The organism is Variovorax sp. RO1 (genome assembly GCF_002849325.1).
GTDB lineage: Bacteria > Pseudomonadota > Gammaproteobacteria > Burkholderiales > Burkholderiaceae_C > Variovorax.
In genome coordinates this window covers 1,670,961-1,688,323 of the sequence record NZ_PKMT01000001.1, presented here as the reverse complement: position 1 = coordinate 1,688,323, position 17,363 = coordinate 1,670,961, and the positions used below count along the sequence as shown (strand labels likewise).

The window sequence follows — 17,363 nt, the reverse complement described above, 5'->3', positions numbered from 1 at the left end:
GCTATGCCTGCTTCTCGGTCCGCATCAACCGCAATCCGTTCGCCACCACCAGCAGGCTCGCCCCCATGTCGGCGAACACCGCCATCCACATGGTTGCGCTGCCGAACACCGCGAGCACGAAGAACACGCCCTTGATGCCGAGTGCGAGGGTGATGTTCTGCCACAGCACGGCATGCGCACGGCGCGACAGGCGGATGGTTTCGGGGATGCGGCGCAGGTCGTCGTTCATGATGACCACGTCGGCCGCTTCCATCGCGGTGTCGGTGCCGGCGCCGCCCATGGCGAAGCCGATGTCGGCCTTGGCCAATGCCGGGGCGTCGTTGATGCCGTCGCCGGTCATCGCGACGGCGCCGTAGCGCTGCTGCATCGCCTGGATGGCGTCGAGCTTTTCTTCGGGCAACAAGTTGCCGCGCACGTCGTCGATGCCGGCGTGCGCGCCGATGGTCTTCGCGGTGGCGGTGTTGTCGCCGGTGAGCATCACGGGCGTCACGCCCAGTGCGCGCAGCTCGGCCACGGCGGCTTGCGACGAAGGCTTGATGGTGTCGGCCACCGCGAACAGCGCGAGCACCGAGGTGTCCGATGCGAGCAGCGTCACGGTGCGGCCCGCCTCTTCGTGCCGCTTGAGTTCGGCTTCGAGTTCCGGCGAGCACAGGCCGCGCTCTTCGATCAACCGGTGGTTGCCCAGCACGTAGCTCTGTCCCGCGTGCGTGGCCTGCACGCCGCGTCCGGGCAGCGCGGTGAAGTCGCCGACTTCCTCGACCGCCCCACCCAGGCCTTGGGCGATGGCCTTCGACACCGGGTGGTCGGAACGGCCGGCGATGTTGGCGGCCAGTGCGTAAACCGCGCCTTCATCGCCACCCGCCTTGTCGATCAGTACCGACTCGACCAGCTTGGGCTTGCCTTCGGTGATGGTGCCGGTCTTGTCGAGCGCCACGGCCTTGAGCTTGCGCGCCTCTTCGAGGTAGGTGCCGCCCTTGATGAGAATGCCGCGCCGCGCGGCCGAGGCCAGCGCGCTCACGACCGTCACGGGCGTGGAGATGACCAGCGCGCACGGGCAGGCGATGACCAGCAGCACCAGCGCCTTGTAGATGGCTTGCACCCAGGTCCAGTTCATGAGCCACGGCGTGAGCACAGCGACGGCCAGTGCCAGCACGAAGACGGTGGGCGTGTAGATGGCGGCGAACTTGTCGACGAAGCGCTGTGTGGGCGCGCGCGAACCCTGCGCCTCTTCGACCGCGTGGGTGATGCGCGCGAGCGTGGTGTTGGCCGCCACGGCCGTCACGCGGAACACCAGCGCGCCGGTCTGGTTGATGGTGCCGGCAAACACCGCATCGCCCGCGGCCTTGTCGACCGGAATGCTCTCGCCCGTGACCGGCGCCTGGTCGATGGCACTGGCGCCTTCGAGCACCACGCCGTCCAGCGGCACGCGCTCGCCGGGACGGATGCGCGCGACGGCATCGAGCGCCACCGCGTCGGCGCGCACGGTCTGCCAGCTGCCGTCGGGCTGCCGCACCTCGGCCTGTTCGGGCGCGAGCGCGAGCAGGCTCTGGATGGCGTTGCGCGCACGGTCGACGGCGCGGGCCTCGATGAGTTCGGCAATGGCGTACAGCGCCATCACCATCGCGGCCTCGGGCCACTGGCCGATGATGAAGGCGCCCGTGACGGCGACGGCCATCAGTGCATTGATGTTGAGGCGCCCGCGCACCAGCGCGGCAAAACCCTTCTTGTAGGTGTCGAGGCCGGCCAGCGCGATGGCCGCGAGCGCGAGCCCCATCTCGGCGGCCATGAAGCCCACGCCGTCGAGCGCGAGGAAGGACACGGTCTCGGCCGCGATGGCCAGCACCAGCGCGGCGACGAGGCGTGCGAGGCCGGTCGACATGCCGGCAAAGCGCGCGGGCTCCGCCTTCTGCGCGCCCGACGCAGCCACGGGCTCGGGCTTGAAGCCGGCCTGGCGGATGGCTTCGAGCGCGGCGGGCAGCGCGCCGTCTTCGGTCGTGAGGGCCAGCGTGCGTTCGCCCAAGCGAAAGCGCAGGCCCTTCACGCCCGCGACGGACTCGAGGGCGCGGCGGATTTCGGACTCTTCCACCGCGCAGTCCATGGTGGGAATGCGAAACAGCACGGCGCCCTTCGGCAGATCGGCGGGCTCGGCAGACGCCGGGGTGCTCCCGCACACGGGGCTGCCGCAGCAGGCCGTTTCCTGTGCTGCGGGGGCGTGGGCATGCGCGTGATCGTGCGCATGGTCGTGTCCATGGCTGTGCCCGTGGTCATGGTCGTGGTCATGCGGCGCTGCACGCGGCACCGGCTGATTCAGGGTGTTCTGATTCGTCATGCATTCATTGGAAACCCTGAAGCAGGTGTAGAGTCAACCGTTGATTGCCACTTCCTTGAGATGCCGCATCATGAAAATCGGTGAACTGGCCAAGGCCACGAACACGCCGGTCGAAACCATCCGGTACTACGAACGCGAGCAGCTGCTGCCCGCGCCCGCGCGCACCGACGGCAACTACCGCATCTATGACGACGAGCACACCCAGCGGCTGGGCTTCATCCGCCGCTGCCGCTCGCTGGACATGACGCTCGACGAAATCCGCAGCCTGCTGAAATTCCGCGATGCGCCGCAGGACGACTGCGGCGAAGTGAACCAGCTGCTGGACGACCACATCGGCCACGTGGCCTCGCGCATCGCCGAGCTGAAGACGTTGGAAAAGCAGCTGAAGGCGCTGCGCCTGCAGTGCGGCGGCCCCGAATCGGCGAGCGCCTGCGGCATCCTGCAGGAGCTGGACACCGCTGTACTCACGCCCGAGCCCTTCGGCCAGCACGCCGGCCACGTGCACGGCACGCTGCACGGCGCCTCTGCCAAGCGCGCCTGACGCCAGGGCCTTCGGCCCCTGCAACGATCGACCATATGAAATGCATATAATCCGTATACGTTTCATATAGAGAGGTTGCCCATGGGCATCGTCAAGATTTCGGACCTGATGCACGAGAACCTGCGTGTGGCGGGCAACGCCCTCAGCCGGTCGATCAATGCACAGGCAGAGCACTGGATGCGGGTCGGCATGCTGACCGAGATGCACCCCGACCTGGACTACCGGGAGGTCTGTCAGCTGCTGATACAGGCCGAGCTTTCGGGCGGCCTGGACATTGCCGCGACGGTCACTGCGGCGCCACCCGGCAAGCCTCGCGCTCCCGCGAACGGCAAGCAGCACTGATGGCACACGACGTTCCCCTCCGGTCGGCCGAAGAACTGGTGATGGCGCGGCGGGCCGCCCAGCTGGCCGCGGAGGTCCTGGCCATGATCGAGCCCCACGTCGTGCCCGGTGTGAGCACCGATGCGCTCGACCGCCTCTGCCACGACCACATCGTGAAGGTGCAAGGCGCCGTTCCCGCCAACGTGGGCTACCTGGGCTATCCGAAGACCATCCTCACCTCGGTCAACCAGGTGGTGTGCCACGGCATCCCCTCGCCCGACAAGATCCTGAAGAAGGGCGACATCGTCAACATCGATGTCGCGGTCAACAAGGACGGCTGGTTCGGCGACACCAGCCGCATGTTCTTCGTCGGCGAACCCGGCGTGCTGGCGCGGCGCCTGGTGGAGACGACGTACGAAGCCATGTGCGCCGGCATCCGGCAGGTGAAGCCCGGCGCGACGCTGGGCGATGTGGGCCACGCCATCCAGTCGGTTGCCCAGCGCGAGCATTTCAGCGTGGTGCGCGAGTACTGCGGACACGGCATCGGCCAGATCTACCACGACGAACCGCAGGTGTTGCACTTCGGGCGGCGCGGCGCGGGCCTCGTGCTGGAGCCGGGCATGGTCTTCACCATCGAGCCGATGCTCAATGCGGGCCGCGCCGAAACGAAGCAGCTGGCCGACGGGTGGACCGTCGTGACGAAGGACCGGTCGCTGTCCGCGCAGTGGGAGCACATGGTGGCGGTGACGGCCGACGGGTACGAGGTGCTGACGGCCTGGCCAGGCGGTACGGGAGCCTACGCGCCGGTTTGAAGCCCCAGGGCTGGCGCCTCAATGCCCCTCGTCGCCGAGGCTGCATCGCAGGTTCTGCCGGACGCAGTGCATTAGGCTTCGCGCCTACTCCTGACCCTCCTCATGCACATCGAAGAACGCATCCACATCGCAGTCCCGCCCACGGTCATCGACCACATCTGGAGCGAGGTCGACCAATGGCATCTGTGGGACCCGGACACCAAGCAGGCCCGGCTCAACGGTCCCTTCGCTGTGGGAACCAAGGGGCGGATCGTTCCCAGCAAAGGCATGGGCGTGCCGATGGCCGTCACGGAGCGCACCGAGGGCCGATCGTTCACCGTCGAAGGCCACATCCCGCTGTTCCGCATGCACTTCGAGCACACGGTGTCGCCGGTCGCCGGCGGCTCGGAAGTCGCGCACCGCGTGTGGTTCACGGGGGGCCTGGCCTTCCTGTTCGGGCCCGGCGTTGCCAAGCAACTTCGCAAGGGGCTGCCTCGGACCATGCAGTCGCTGAAGGCCTATGCGGAGCAGCGCCACGCGCCGCTTCGCACCGACGCCTGACGGGCTCTAGTACGTCACCGTGACGGTGACCGTGTCGCTGTAGCTGCCCGGCGTCACATTGGTCTGGGCCGGCACCCGCCCATAGACCGGGATGGCGCTGCCGGGGTTGCCGCTGCCGTCGACCGTGTCGGTGCCGGCGGTGTTGCCCCAGCGCAGCGAGCGCGCGGCATCGCGGTACAGCTCGTACTGGATGTAGTCACCCCCAGCACCTGCAGCGCCTGCCATGCGCCGCTGTGTTCCCGCCACGTTCGCGCCATTGCTCAGCCCCACCTTCCAGGCGGTGCTCGGCGGGCAGGCCATCGTGATGGCGGCCGTGCCGTTGACCGCGGACGCCAGCGAGTTGGCACTGCCGAAGTCCAGGTCGGTGGCCGCCACGCTGACGGTGCATGCATTGGAATAGGTGGCCGTGACCTGCGTGTAGAAGGTCGTCCTGCCGACGTACTTGGCCGAAGTCGCGGTGCAACTGTCGGGCGCATTGCCGCTCTTCATGCCCCAGACGACCTCGGAGTTGTAGATGTTGGACTGGTAGCTGCCCGCCACCAGCGATTGCCCCGACGGCACGCGGCCATAGAGCGGGATGTTCAACGCGACGTTGCCGCCGCTGGCCGGCAGCACGAACGAGCCCCCCGCGCTGGCATAAGTGCCGCCGCCCGGCGGCGGGCCGACGATGCCGCTGCGGGCCGCGTCGGCGTAGATGTTGTAGGCCATCTGCGCGCCGTTCCAGTTGGTCATGTAGCGCGGGGCGTAGCCGGCGATCTCGCTGCCCTGGTAAACGTACACGCAGTAGTTCATGTACATCACCTGGCCGGTGTCGTTCTGGCAGGTAAAGCCGACCGTGGCGGTGGTGTCCACCGCCGATGAAGCCGTGACGGTGCCGAAGGCGAAGCTCGGCTGGGTGGCGACCCAGCAGCTCGGGTCGGCATGCGCCGCGCCCATGGCCAGCAGCCACGCGGACACCAGCGCCAGCACAAATCTCAACGTACGCATGTCAACCGCTCTTTCTGCAAACCACCGCCCTCGGGGCGCCGCCAATCGAACTGCGCCTGGCACATCGCGCCATCGGGCGTGCGGACGGCCAGCGTGTTGCGCACATCCAGCGTGTCCAGGTACACCCAGCCGTCATAGCCCACCACCGCACCGCTGCCGCCCTGCGCGTTCACCTGCACCCGGCTGCCCAGCGGCAAGGGCTGGCCCTGCGCGTCCAACAGTGCCACGTGGGCGGCCCGCACGGGCGTGATGCTGAAACGCGCCCGCGCGCCCGACCGGCCGGCGGGGGTGACCAGGGCCTCGGCGCGCTCGATGCGCACGTCGGCGGGCAGGTCCATCGGGTCGATCGCGAGCTTGTTGTTCTGGTAGGCGTTCACCGGCACGACCAGCAGCAGCCCGCTCGAATTCGTCTGCCCCACCGGGCGATTCTCGAGCTTCACGGGCACGCCGGCCACGCCGTCGGTGTCCACCACCGCAAAGGCGTCGTCGATGCGCCGCGCGGCCAGCACGCCGCCGCCCATCAGCACCAGCGCACCGCTGGCGCCCGCATAGGCGTAGCGGCTGGCACGGCCGCCACCCATCTCGCTCACCCCGGCCTGCACGCGACCGTAGGGACCCAGGTAGTTGACTTCGGCCTGCCCGCCCGGCGCACCGCCGCCCGCACGCGCGGTGGCACGCCAGCCCCAGCCACCGTCGCCGAGGGGGGACTGCTGCGCGCTGACGGTGCCGACCGTGCCCTGGTCGCCGCTGCGCTGCACGCTGGCGCTCACGCTGGTCTGCGCGTCCCACGACCAGCTCAGGCTGACGAAGACGCCGCGGTCGCTGCGCTTGTCCAGGTTCTGGTTCATGCCCACGGAGACCGAGGACGCGCGCCCGATCGAACGGAACCAGTTCACGCTGGCGTAGCGCGACGCGCTCTGCGCCATCGGGCGCAAATAGAGGTAGCTGACGCTGACGTTGCCCAGGCTGCCCATGTCGTAGCCCACGCTCGCGCTGGCGCTGCCCTTGGCCGGGGCCGAGCCGTAGGCGGTCGCCACATCGCGGTAGTCGCCCTGGGTGCGCGTGCCGTTCAGGCCGACCGACAGGCGCTCCTGGCGCCACAGGTAGCCCAGGCTGGTCTGCGTGCCGCTGCGGCTGCCGCCGGGGGTGTCGGCGTCGTGCCGGCTGCCCGCCAGCGCCCCCGACAGCGTGCCCGCGGCGCCCAGTTGCCACACGCCTCCGGCGCCGGCCAGTGCCAGTCCGCGTGTCACTTCGCCATGGGCCTCCATCGTGAAGCTGTCGCTGAGGCCCCGGCGCCAGGTGCCGGTCAGCACCGGCTGCTTGCCGTAGTCGAAGGAGCGCAGGCCGTAGTTGCGGCGCACCACGCCCAAGTCGACGGTCCAATCGGTCAGCCCGGGCGCCAGCAGGCGGTTGCTGTCGAAGAGCGAAAAGCTCAGCGTGGCGGCGCGGCCCAGCGCGTCGGTCACCACCACCTGCGCCGTGCCCGTGCTGTTGATGCGCGGCAGCGCGTTGAGCTGGAAGGGCCCCGCCGGCACCTGGCCGCTGTACTGGCGGATGCCGTCGATGAACAGCTCCACGTCTGAAGGCATCGTGGCCGAGCCGATGAAGCTGGGCAGCGGTGCGGTCTGCCGGTAGGGCTGCAGACCGAAGTCACGCGACAGCTGGATGCCGCCGATGCGCGTGGCGCGCGACCAGGGCACGGCGCCGGTGAGCGTGTCGCCCACGCGCAGGGTGAGCATCTTGTCGGGGAAGGCCATGCTCCAGGTGCTGTCCATGCGCACGGACTGGTCCTTCGAGCCACTGTGGTCGCGCGTGCGCTGCATCAGCCAGGTGGTGCTGAGCACGCTGGCGCCGCGGAACGCGCGCAGCTCGCCGAAGGCGCTCAGGCTGCTGCTGCCGCCCGCGCCCCGGGTGCCATAGAGGTCGTAGTTCAGCAGCAGGCCGGTGGATGTGCTCAGGGGCTGCGCGGTGACTGCCGCCTGCCCCACCGTGGCCGTGGGCAGGCTCAGCATCGCCAGCGGCGCGGTCAGGGCCAGTTGCTGGCGCGCGGCATCGTAGGCCACCACCAGTTCAGGCCGATCGCGCAGGGGCAGCCATTCCGCGCCACTGTCGGGCAGGGAGAAACTCAGTTCGCGCAGCACCGCGCGGGAGGCCCACAAGGCCCCGGCCTCCAGGCGAAACGGGTGCAGCCCGCGCGCCATGCCGTTGAGACTGACCTCCAGGTACAGCGTCATGGCACCCGGCACGGCCTGGGCGGCGGGCGCTGCCAGGGCGGGGAGCGCGGTCAGGGCCAGCACCAGCGGGGCCAACGCAAACGGGGCCAGCCAGGCCCTCGCAGCGCATCGGGCCCGCTCAGCGCGCCAGCGGCGCGAGGTCGGCGGCTGTTGTTCTGCCATCGATCATGACCTGCCAGCGGCCCGCGCCCGACACGGCGGCGGGCGGCGTCTTCAGCGGCCAGCGCATGGTGGCGCCAGGCAGCACATAGCCCAGCAAGCCGTTGTAGGCGCTGACGGCACGACCGTCCGCGCCGGTGAATACAAGATCCGCCAGCTGGGCATGCACCCCGCCGCTGTTGCTGACTTCCAGCACGGCCTTGCCGCCCTCGCTGCGCAGGCTCCAGCGCAACTGCGCGGGGGCCGGCTCCACGCCTGCCGGAGAAACGAAGATGGGCAGCGAGTGCCGCATCACGAAGTTCAGGCTGCTCTTCTTGCCGTCCGTCGCCGCGCCCGCCGCCTGGGGCACGGGCAATTCATCCACCAGCACGCGGTAGGCCTCTTCGGCCGCACCCGCGGGCGGCGGGCCGTTGCGGATCACGCGCACCAGTTGCCGTCCGTCGATGGGCAGTTGCAGCATGGGCGGGCTGACGATCAGTCCTTCCGCCGGCTCCATGCGGTCCTGCCCGTCCACCTGCGTCCATCGGAACACGCGGATCTGCGCGTCCAGCGGCGCCGGCCCCGTGTTGCTCAGCCAGAGCCCGTCGGCCTGCCGCGTCGGCGCCAGCGTCAGGGTGACAGGCGAGACCTGCAGGCCGGCCGCCTGGACCGCACCGCCGCACAGCAGGCATGCGCCCCACAGTCCCCCGATGGCAAGTGCACGTCTCACGATTCAGCTCTGGCTCGGTGATTCAGCGCTGGCTCAGTACGTGACCGTCACCGTCACGGTGTCGGCGTAGCTGTCGGGCGTGAAATTGGCGTTGGTGTTCTTGGCGTAGACCGTGTGCGTGATCGCTGCACCCGTGCCCGAGCCGCCCACGACATTGGCGCCGGTGCCGATGGTGTTGCCCCACACGGTGGTGTTGCCCGGGTTGGAGTACAGCGCGTAGGGCACCTTGTCGGTGTTGGTGGCCGAGTTGGCGACGGACGACATGGCACCCGTGCCGTCGGTCGTTCCGCCGTTGGTGCTCGAAGGCGCCAGGCCGACGGTGTAGGGCGTGGTCTTGGAGCAGGTGACCGAAATGGTGTTGCTGCCCGTCTGGTTGGTCGCCGTGGGCAGCACGGAGGTGCCCAGGTTGATGTCGGAGGCGGTACCGGCCGTCACCGAGCAACTCTTGACGATGGTCATCTTGACCTGAAAGCTCGCCGTGGCCGTCTCGGCCAGGGCCGAACCGGATGCGAGAACGAGGGTGGCGGTGGCCGCCGCGGCGACTGCGAGCTTGAACATGAAGGCACTCCAAATGTAATCATTAAGACCTGACTGGTCGGTATTTTGTAATCCTTTTGACTACAAAGTGGCGCAAGGATGCCTCACAACCGGCCTGTTTGCCCTCAGATCCACGGAGTCGCAGCCCAAGTTTCGTGATGTAGTTCTCGTAACAATTGGAAAACTGTTTGCTTTGTTTACATTTTGCCAACAGTTCAAGTGTCGCCTGCCCGCCCGGAATGGGTGCCGTGGTGCGGTCGACGCCCGTTGCCGGGACGAAGTCGCGGTCGGGATGTCGGGCGCGCTGTGTCCGGCCACCGGTGATGCGGTGGCGAGGGGGTGCGAAGTGCTGACGGCCGGGGGCCGGGCGGAGCGGGCTTGTGCGCCGGTCTGACGGCGATCAGCCGCCTTCCAGCGGCGCCTCGATGACGAAGGCGTGCAGCCCGGCCATCCGGCCCTCACGAAAGCGCCACACGTCGCAGTGCGCATGGCGGGTGGCCTTCCCGCCCTCGTCTTTCAGCGTGATCTCGCCGAGGGCCGTGACGAAGTCACCCTCGGCGATCAGGTGATGGACCTCGAAGCGGGGCGGCTCCGTGTACGCAGTCGCCATCCACTGGCGCACGGCTTCCTTGCCGTGGAGGGTTCGGTCGCCCACGAAGGTCCATTGGGTGTCCTCGGCGCAGAACGCGAGGAATCCTTCGTAGTCGCCCTGGGTGATGGCTGCGTTGGCCTTTTCCAGAACGGCTTTGTGTGTTGCTGACATGCGGAGCTCTCCGGTAGAGGCCCGCGTACGCCATGCACCGGCGCCTCGAGAACCAGTAAGCGCCCCGCGGCCTCAGGCCTTTGTCAGCCGCCGCCGCGTCTTGACCGCCGACGCCAGCCCCTCGAGCACCGGCACCGTCTGCGCAAAGCCGATGCACGCGTCGGTGATCGACACGCCGTGCTTCAGCGGCACGCCGGGCTTCAGGTCCTGCCGGCCTTCCTCGAGATGGCTCTCGATCATGATCCCCGTGATGCGCCGCTCGCCGCCCGCGATCTGCGCGGCCACGTCTTCGGCGACCACGATCTGCCGCTGGTGCTGCTTGCTGCTGTTGCCGTGCGAGACATCGATCATCACTTGCGGGCGCAGGCCGTTGGCCAGCAGCGCCTCGCAGCTCGACGCCACATCGGCCGCCGAATAGTTGGGCGCCTTGCCGCCGCGCAGGATCACGTGGCAGTCGTCGTTGCCGCGCGTCTCGAAGATCGCGGCCATGCCCATCTTGGTCATGCCCATGAAGGCGTGCGGCGCGCGGGCCGCGAGGATGGCGTCGGCCGCCACCTTCACGCTGCCGTCGGTGCCGTTCTTGAAACCGACCGGGCAGCTCAGGCCCGACGCCAGCTGCCGATGGCTCTGGCTTTCGGTGGTGCGCGCGCCAATGGCACCCCAGGCAATCAGGTCGGCAATGAACTGCGGGCTCAGCAGGTCGAGAAACTCAGTGCCGGTCGGCAGGCCCAGCGTGGTCAGCTCCAGCAGCAGGCGCCGCGCGCGCTCCAGGCCTTCGTTGATGGCAAAGCTGCCGTCCAGGTGCGGGTCGTTGATGTAGCCCTTCCAGCCGACGGTGGTGCGCGGCTTTTCGAAGTAGGCGCGCATCACGATGACCAGGTCGTCCTGCAACGAATCGGCCACCTTCTTCAGGCGCTGCGCGTACTCGATGGCCTGGTCGTGGTCATGGATGGAGCACGGGCCGACCACCACCACCAGCCGGTCGTCGCGGCCGTGCAGCACGTCGGCAATGGCCGCGCGGCTGCCTTCGACCAGCGCCAGCGTGTTGTCGCGCACAGGCACGCGCTCCTGCAGCAGCGCGGGGGTCATGAGCGGGCGCACGGCGCCGATGCGCACGTCGTCGATGCGGGTGGTGTCGAGCGTGCTGTCGCGGGAGCCGACTTCGGCGTCGTGGAGGGGGTCGTCGAGGCGGGGCATGGTCGTGGGTCTTGTGTCGAAGAAGGTTTCCTCGATTGTCCCCTCGAAGCCGCCTACCGCCGGCGGCCCCCTTCTGCTCGCCTACTTGCCGATCAGCTGCGTGAGCTTGTCGGCCTCGAACGACTCGCCGCGCGCCGCGTCGCCCGGTACGCAGTCCTTCGTGCCCGGCTGCGCCGACAGCTTCTCGATGGCCTGCCACAGGAGCGCGATCTGGTGCTCCTGGCTCGATGCGTTGTCGATCAGGCCGCGCATGGCCTGGCTCAGCGGGTCGTCCTCTTGCGTGATGCCGTAGGCCGAGAACTTCTGCGGCGCGGACACGTCGGCGCTCTCGCCCTCTTTCGACGGGATGATGCGCGCCGGAATGCCCACCGCGGTCGCCCCGGCCGGCACCGGCTTGATGACCACCGCGTTGCTGCCGATCTTGGCGCCGTCGCCGACGATGAAGCCGCCCAGCACCTTGGCGCCCGCGCTCACCACCACGTTCTTGCCCAACGTCGGGTGGCGCTTGGTGCCCTTGTAGAGCGAGGTGCCGCCCAAGGTCACGCCCTGGTAGATGGTGCAGCCGTCGCCGATCTCGGCGGTTTCGCCGACCACCACGCCCATGGCATGGTCGAAGAACACGCGCTCGCCGAGCTTGGCGGCCGGGTGGATCTCGATGCCCGTGAGCCAGCGTGCGCAATGCGCGATGAAGCGGGCCGGCCACTTGAAACCGTGGGTCCAACAGGCGTGCGCCCAGCGGTGCAGCACCACGGCATGGAAGCCGGGGTAGACCGTGATCACTTCCCAGGCGCTGCGGGCGGCCGGGTCGCGTTCGAGGATGCACCGGATGTCGGCGCGCAGGCGAGAGAACATCGCTGCCTTTGTTGTCGTTATATCGATAGGGGCCGGGCAGTCTAAAGCCGGGCGTCTTCGCGTACGCGCGATGGGGTTTTGTGACGGCTCAGCTGCCGCGCGGCGGCCGGGTGGCGTCGCTCATGGCCTTGGCAATGCCGCGCAGGATGTGGATTTCTTCCGGCGTGGGCTGGGCGCGGTTGAACAGTTGCTGCAGCCGCGGCATGAGCTTCTTCGGCGCCGCCGGGTCGAGAAAGCCGATGTCGACCAGCGAGCGCTCCCAGTGGTCGAGCATGCCGGCCACGGCCTGGGCGTCAGCCGCCTGCACCGGCGCGATGGCCTCGCGCACGCCGTAGCCGCCCAGCGCCAGGCGCCATTCGTAGGCCACCACCTGGATGGCCGCGCCCAGGTTGAGCGAGCCGAATTTCGGGTCGGTGGGAATGGTCAGCGCCACGTTGCAGCGGTAGACGTCCTCGTTGCGCATGCCGAAGCGCTCCGAGCCGAACAGGAACGCCACGTGCTGGTCGCCCTGCTTGCCCAACGGCTCCAGGTGCTCGCGCGGCGTGCGCGTGGGCGGGCCGAAGTCGCGCGGGATCATGGCCGTGGCGCACAGGTGGGTCACGCCGTCGAGGGCTTCATCGAGCGTTTCGACGATGCGGGCGTTGTTCAGCACGTCCAGGGCACCACTGGCGCGCTGGATGGTTTCCTCGCGCCGCAGCACGTTGGCCCAGCGGGGCGTCACCAGCACCAGGTCGTCGAAACCCATGGTTTTCATGGCGCGGGCGGCGGCGCCCACATTGCCGGCGTGGCTGGTCTGGATGAGGATGAAACGGGTGCGCATGACGGGTGGGGAAGACACAAACGGGCTGAGCCGGTAAAATGCCCGATTCTCGCCGCCCGCATCGCCGGACCGCAGGGTCTCCCAGATTGCACCAAATTGCATTCCTGAGGGCCACATCCCACCGTTCTTCTCACAATCCAGAATGTCGTCCCCCAACCTGCATCCCATGCTCAATGTGGCCGTCAAGGCCGCACGCGCCGCCGGCGCCATCATCAATCGCGCTGCCCTCGACGTCGAGGCCGTGCGCATTTCCCAGAAGCAGGTCAACGACTTCGTCACCGAAGTCGATCACGCCAGCGAGAAGGTCATCATCGAGACCTTGCTGGGCGCATACCCGGGGCACGGCATCCTGGCCGAAGAATCGGGCACCGAATACGGCGCCAAAGACTCCGAATTCGTCTGGATCATCGATCCGCTCGACGGCACCACCAATTTCATCCACGGCTTCCCGGTCTACTGCGTGTCGATCGCGCTGTCGGTGCGCGGCAAGATCGAGCAGGCGGTTGTTTTCGACCCGTCGCGCAACGACCTGTTCACGGCCACCAAGGGCCGCGGCGCCTACATGAACGAGCGCCGCATCCGCGTGTCCAAGCGCGTGAAGCTCAGCGAGTGCCTCATTTCCACCGGCTTCCCGTTCCGCACCGGCGACAACTTCAAGCAGTACCTGGCCATCATGGCGGACATGATGCCCCGCATGGCCGGCCTGCGCCGCCCCGGCGCCGCTGCGCTCGACCTGGCCTACGTGGCCGCCGGCTTCACCGACGGCTTCTTCGAAACCGGCCTGAACCCCTGGGACGTGGCCGCCGGCTCGCTGCTGGTGACCGAAGCCGGTGGCCTCATCGGCAACTTCACGGGCGAGCCCGACTTCCTCGACCAGCGCGAATGCCTGGCCGGCGCCCCGCGCGTGTACGGCCAGCTGGTGCCGCTGCTCGCCAAGTACTCCAAGTTCGCCAACGTGGACGACAAGCTGCGCGCCAGCGACCGCGTGCGCGCCGTGTCGGCCTCGACCCGCTCGACGCCCGACGAGGCCTCGACCGACCTGTACGCCCGCAGCACCGTGACCGACCAGACGGCCGCCTCGCTCGACGGCAGCGCTGAAGCCCCCGCGGCTGCACCCGCCGCGCCGGCCGCCCCGCGCAAGCTCACCCGCATCAAGCGCGAGGCGCCCGCCGAGGGCGACGCCTCCGCCAAGTGATGACGGGGCCGGGCGCCGCCGCGCGGGTTCGTGCGGCGTTGCGCATTGCGCTGAGCCACTACGTCGCGAGCGGGCTCACCGTCGCGCTCGGCCTGCTCGTGATCTCGGGCGGGGTGCACCTGTGGCTGGGCACCCTGGCCGCGTCGGCGGCCGCCACCGGCGTGATCGTCACGGCGCCGCCCGACCTGCCCGGCCCGCGCCGCGGCAAGTTTTTGCAGATGCTGCCGGCGCCGCTCATCGGCCTGCCGCTGTTCTTCGCGGTGCAGATGCTGCACGGCGCACCGATCCGCCTCGGGCTGCTGCTGGTGCCCGCCACCTTCATGGCCTTCGTGGCCATGGCCTGGGGCAAGCGCGGCATTCCCATCGCCATCGCGGTGATGTTCTCGATGATCTTCTCCATGGCCACGCCAGCCCCCGCCGGGCTGTCCGACGCCATCGCGCGCACCACCGAGTTCGGCCTGGGCGCCGGCCTGTACGTGGTGTGGGCCACGCTGGCCAACCTGCTGCTCAACGGGCGCTTTCGCACCCAGTCGATCGCCGACGTGCTGTTTTCGCTGGCCGCGCTCATGCGCACCGAGGCCAGCCAGTTCACGCCGCAGGACGAAACCCGCGACATCCGCGACACCCCCGCCTCTTTGCTGGGCCAGCTGCTGCGTGAGCAGGCCGCACTGGCCGACCAGCTGCAGGCCACGCGCGACATCGTGCTCGAGTCGCCGCGCACGCCGCGCCGCCAGCGGATGGCCGGCATGCTCGTCATCGTGCTCGAGATGCGCGACCAGCTGCTCGCGAGCGAGCTCGACCTCGACGCCCTGCGCGCCCATCCGTCGCACGCCCAGGCGCTGGTCGAGATGCGCCGCATCCTCGAAGAGCTGGCCGACGAAACAACCGCCCTGGCCGATGCGCTGCTCATGCGCCGCCACCCTGCCGTCGTGGCCGATCGCCGGCCGCGCCTGGCCGCCATCCACGTGACAGCCGACGACGAAGACACGCACGGCCAGATGGGCCCGTCGGCCGCCATGCTCGCGCGCGGCCTGGCCAGCCGCATCGGCCACATCAACGACGAGGTGCTGCGCCTCGCGGCCATGGCGCGCGGCGACGTCGAGCCCAACCTGGCCGTGGTGCGTGCCAACTGGCAGCTCTTCGTGAGCCCGACCGACTGGTCGCTGCGCCCTTTTCTCGCGCTCTGGCGCTGGGACGCGCCGCCGCTGCGCCACGCCATTCGTGCGGCACTGGCCATCGCGGCCGGCTACGGCATCGCCGTGTCGATGCCCTGGGGCTCGCACGATTACTGGATCCTGCTGACCATCGTGGTCGTGCTGCGCGGCAGCCTCTCGCAGACGCTGGAGCGGCGCAACAGCCGCGTCGCCGGCACGCTGCTGGGCTGCGTGCTCGCGGTGGGCCTGCTGTCGGCGCACCCCTCGGCGCTGATGCTGCTGGTGAGCGTCACCATCGCGCAGGCCATCGCCCACAGCTTCGCGGTGCGGCGCTACCTCGTCACCGCCGTGGCCGCCACCGTGCTGGGCCTGCTGCAGGCCCACATGCTGAACACCGGCACCGCGCCCATCTTTGCGCTGTTCGAGCGCATCGCCGACACGCTCATCGGCGCCGCGCTGGCCTGGGGCTTCTGCTACGTGCTGCCTTCGTGGGAGCGCACGCAGATTCCCGCGCTGGTGGCGCGCGTGCTCGCCGCGCAGGCACGCCACGCGCGGCTCGCGCTCGGCCTGGGCCAGCTGCAGGCCATCCAGAGCAGCCCCGAGCTTGAGTGGCGGCTTGCGCGCCGCGAGGCCTACGACAGCCTCTCGGCGCTCGTGCAGGCCACGCAGCGTTCGCTCTCCGAACCGCGCGCCGTGCAGCCGCCGCTCGAACCGCTCGAACATCTGCAGGCCCACAGCTACCAGCTGCTCGCGCAGCTCAGCGCCGTGAAGTCGATGCTCGTGCTGCGCCGCGACCGCCTCACGCCGGGCGACATCGAAGGCCCGCTCGTGCGCACCGCGCAACGCATCGAGGCTGCCCTGGGAACCATTCCGATCGCAGGGCCCTCTCACCCCGAGAGCACGGGTGCCACCACTGTCGGCGGCCCCATTCCCTTGCCTGACCCGTTCGACAACGACATCAGCCCCTGGCTGGTGCGCCGGCTCGACCTGGCCACGGCGCTCGCCACGCAGCTGCGCGACGACGCGGCGCGCATTCTTCAACCACTGAACGACAACACCCCAGAAGCAAAGACCACCCCCGCCTGATGACCCAAGAGCTCCTCGCACACCCCTGGTTCGGCACCTGGATTGCCGCCCTGATCGCCGTTCCCCTCGCCCTTCTCGCCCACCGCATCGGGGGCATGGTCCTCAGGCGGATCACCCGCCCGGCGCCCGCCGTGCATGCGATGGTGGTCAACTGCACCGCCCCCGCGCGGCTGGTGCTGCCGCTGGCGGCGCTCATGATGGTGTGGCAGGCGGCGCCCGAGGACCTGCGCTTCATGGGCAGCGTGCGGCATCTCACGGGGCTGCTGCTCATCGCGGCCAGCACCTGGTTCGTGCTCAAGGCCATCAGCGGCTTTGCCGACGGCGTGCTCGCGCAGCACCCGTCCGACATCTCCGACAACCTGCAGGCGCGGCGCGTGCTCACGCAGACCCGCGTGCTCGCGCGCACCGCCATGTCGGTCGTCGTCGTGGCCGGCGGCGCCATGATGCTCATGACCTTCCCCGGCGCGCGCCAGGTCGGCGCCAGCCTGCTGGCCTCGGCCGGCGTGATCGGCATCGTGGCCGGCCTGGCGGCCAAGCCCGTCTTCAGCAACCTCATCGCCGGCCTGCAGATCGCGCTGTCGCAGCCGATTCGCATCGACGACGTGCTCGTGGTCGAGGGCGAATGGGGCCGGGTCGAGGAAATCACCGGCACCTTCGTGGTCGTGCGCATCTGGGACGACCGCCGCCTGATCCTGCCGCTCACCTACTTCATCGAGAAGCCGTTCCAGAACTGGACCCGCCATTCGGCCGAACTGCTCGGCTCCGTCTTCTTCTACCTGGACTACGGCACGCCGCTCGCGCCGCTGCGCGCCGAGGTCGAGCGCATCGTCAAGGCCGCGCCCGAGTGGGACGGCCGCTTCTTCAACCTGCGCGTGACCGACGCCACCGAACGCACCATGCAGGTCCGCGTGCTCTGCACCGCAGCCACCTCCGGCCTGGCGTTCGACCTGCGCTGCAACGTGCGCGAAGGCGTCATCGATTTCATGCAGCGCGAGTACCCGCAGTTCCTGCCGAAGATGCGCTTCGAGGGCACCGATCCGGCGATGGGGCAGCCGGAAGTGTTACGGCACGCGGCGGCGGGCTGAACGGCCAAGCGAGCGGGAATACTTCGGCGGTGAGTGGACGGC

At 69.2% G+C, this 17,363-nt stretch carries 16 protein-coding genes; 7 read left to right on the top strand and 9 right to left on the bottom strand.

What is annotated here, in order from left to right; genetic code table 11:
• Position 1 precedes the first annotated feature (1 nt).
• On the bottom strand, positions 2-2,329 hold the full coding sequence (locus CY658_RS08195) for a heavy metal translocating P-type ATPase (protein WP_101489650.1): 2,328 nt from the start codon (positions 2,327-2,329) through the stop codon (positions 2-4).
• A gap of 70 nt (positions 2,330-2,399) precedes the next feature.
• On the opposite strand from CY658_RS08195, the gene cadR reads away from it, so the two are divergent.
• From cadR to CY658_RS08175, 4 genes are all read left to right on the top strand, one after another.
• Complete coding sequence (gene cadR, locus CY658_RS08190) at positions 2,400-2,870, top strand: Cd(II)/Pb(II)-responsive transcriptional regulator (RefSeq protein ID WP_101489649.1); 471 nt, start codon at positions 2,400-2,402, stop codon at positions 2,868-2,870.
• Between the two features lie 81 nt (positions 2,871-2,951).
• Entirely contained in the window at positions 2,952-3,212 is a 261-nt protein-coding gene (locus CY658_RS08185) for a ParD-like family protein (protein WP_062482851.1), read from the top strand.
• The gene (gene map / locus CY658_RS08180) at positions 3,212-4,003 is read left to right on the top strand and encodes a type I methionyl aminopeptidase (RefSeq protein ID WP_101489648.1); all 792 of its coding nucleotides are present in this window, start codon (positions 3,212-3,214) and stop codon (positions 4,001-4,003) included. The genes CY658_RS08185 and map overlap by 1 nt, the downstream gene beginning before the upstream one ends.
• Positions 4,004-4,105: 102 nt before the next feature.
• Positions 4,106-4,543 (top strand): SRPBCC family protein, encoded by a 438-nt coding sequence (locus CY658_RS08175; protein WP_101489647.1) that lies wholly within the window; start codon positions 4,106-4,108, stop codon positions 4,541-4,543.
• A 6-nt stretch (positions 4,544-4,549) separates the two neighbouring features.
• On the opposite strand, the gene CY658_RS08170 is transcribed toward CY658_RS08175, so the two are convergent.
• The 8 genes from CY658_RS08170 to CY658_RS08135 all read right to left on the bottom strand — a co-directional run bounded on the left by CY658_RS08170 (position 4,550) and on the right by CY658_RS08135 (position 12,801).
• Entirely contained in the window at positions 4,550-5,530 is a 981-nt protein-coding gene (locus CY658_RS08170; protein WP_101489646.1) for a Csu type fimbrial protein, read from the bottom strand.
• Complete coding sequence (locus tag CY658_RS08165; RefSeq protein ID WP_101489645.1) at positions 5,518-7,926, bottom strand: fimbria/pilus outer membrane usher protein; 2,409 nt, start codon at positions 7,924-7,926, stop codon at positions 5,518-5,520. The genes CY658_RS08170 and CY658_RS08165 overlap by 13 nt, the downstream gene beginning before the upstream one ends.
• Positions 7,883-8,632: a fimbrial biogenesis chaperone gene (locus CY658_RS08160; RefSeq protein WP_101489644.1), complete on the bottom strand. Its 750-nt coding sequence runs from the start codon at positions 8,630-8,632 to the stop codon at positions 7,883-7,885. The genes CY658_RS08165 and CY658_RS08160 overlap by 44 nt, the downstream gene beginning before the upstream one ends.
• Before the next feature lie 33 nt (positions 8,633-8,665).
• On the bottom strand, positions 8,666-9,190 hold the full coding sequence (locus CY658_RS08155; RefSeq protein ID WP_101489643.1) for a Csu type fimbrial protein: 525 nt from the start codon (positions 9,188-9,190) through the stop codon (positions 8,666-8,668).
• Positions 9,191-9,569: 379 nt separating this feature from the next.
• Positions 9,570-9,932: a nuclear transport factor 2 family protein gene (locus CY658_RS08150; protein ID WP_101489642.1), complete on the bottom strand. Its 363-nt coding sequence runs from the start codon at positions 9,930-9,932 to the stop codon at positions 9,570-9,572.
• A 72-nt stretch (positions 9,933-10,004) separates the two neighbouring features.
• Complete coding sequence (locus CY658_RS08145) at positions 10,005-11,129, bottom strand: 3-deoxy-7-phosphoheptulonate synthase (protein WP_101489641.1); 1,125 nt, start codon at positions 11,127-11,129, stop codon at positions 10,005-10,007.
• An 81-nt stretch (positions 11,130-11,210) separates the two neighbouring features.
• Positions 11,211-12,002, bottom strand: coding sequence for a serine O-acetyltransferase (gene cysE / locus CY658_RS08140; protein WP_257884832.1), 792 nt, complete (start codon positions 12,000-12,002; stop codon positions 11,211-11,213).
• Positions 12,003-12,069: 67 nt separating this feature from the next.
• Complete coding sequence (locus CY658_RS08135) at positions 12,070-12,801, bottom strand: RNA methyltransferase (protein ID WP_101489639.1); 732 nt, start codon at positions 12,799-12,801, stop codon at positions 12,070-12,072.
• 142 nt (positions 12,802-12,943) lie between these two features.
• Here CY658_RS08135 and CY658_RS08130 point away from each other — a divergent pair, with 142 nt between their 5' ends.
• The 3 genes from CY658_RS08130 to CY658_RS08120 are packed head-to-tail and all read left to right on the top strand — an operon-like array spanning position 12,944 to position 17,321.
• Positions 12,944-13,996: an inositol monophosphatase family protein gene (locus tag CY658_RS08130; protein WP_101489638.1), complete on the top strand. Its 1,053-nt coding sequence runs from the start codon at positions 12,944-12,946 to the stop codon at positions 13,994-13,996.
• Positions 13,996-16,236 (top strand): FUSC family protein, encoded by a 2,241-nt coding sequence (locus CY658_RS08125; RefSeq protein WP_101489637.1) that lies wholly within the window; start codon positions 13,996-13,998, stop codon positions 16,234-16,236. The genes CY658_RS08130 and CY658_RS08125 overlap by 1 nt, the downstream gene beginning before the upstream one ends.
• On the top strand, positions 16,236-17,321 hold the full coding sequence (locus CY658_RS08120; protein ID WP_101489636.1) for a mechanosensitive ion channel family protein: 1,086 nt from the start codon (positions 16,236-16,238) through the stop codon (positions 17,319-17,321). Before CY658_RS08125 ends, CY658_RS08120 begins: the two co-directional genes overlap by 1 nt.
• The last annotated feature ends 42 nt before the right edge of the window (positions 17,322-17,363 follow it).